This window comes from Mesorhizobium sp. M7A.F.Ca.CA.002.04.1.1 (assembly GCF_004022805.1).
Classification (GTDB): Bacteria; Pseudomonadota; Alphaproteobacteria; order Rhizobiales; family Rhizobiaceae; genus Mesorhizobium; species Mesorhizobium ciceri.
This window is the reverse complement of record NZ_RZPL01001291.1, coordinates 1-518: the sequence shown is the minus strand read 5'-3', so window position 1 is coordinate 518 and position 518 is coordinate 1. Positions and strand designations below refer to the sequence as shown.

Below are 518 nucleotides of genomic sequence, written 5' to 3'. Positions count from 1 at the left end.
CAGTGACACCGAGTGAAACGCTGACCCCCGTGCTGGCTGCACCCGAAATCGTGGCAGCGCGGCCGCCATTGCCGCCGCCGCCGCCGATGGACTGGGCAACGATGCCGCCGGAACCGGCTGCGTCGGTGTCGGCAATCAGGTTGCCATCAGCCCGAACCGTTACCTTTCCACCATTGCCTCCGTTGCCGCCCTCGCCACCCACGGCAACCCCGACCGAAGCGGACACGTAGAGACCAGCGCTGACCGCGCCTGAATAAGCCGAACCGCCGTTGCCGCCACTGCCACCGACCGATTGCGCAAGGATGGCCTTCGAGCCCATGCCGCCGACATGAATGTCACCTTTGTGGGTGACCGTGACCTGGTTGCTGAGATTGCCATCGCCGCCACCGCCGCCGATCGCCACGGAAGCGGCGCCGAACAGACCGACGGCAAACGTTCCGACAGATCCGCCATTGCCGCCACCGCCGCCGACCGACTGGGCGAGAATGCCGTGTGAGAGGGAGCCCACGGTCGTGATG

The 518-nt window shown here is 66.8% G+C and carries 1 pseudogene; it reads right to left on the bottom strand.

Annotation, left to right across the window (positions count from 1 at the left end):
• Positions 1-508: pseudogene (locus ENZ75_RS33850) on the bottom strand (hypothetical protein); the annotation flags it as partial.
• Between the last annotated feature and the right edge of the window lie 10 nt (positions 509-518).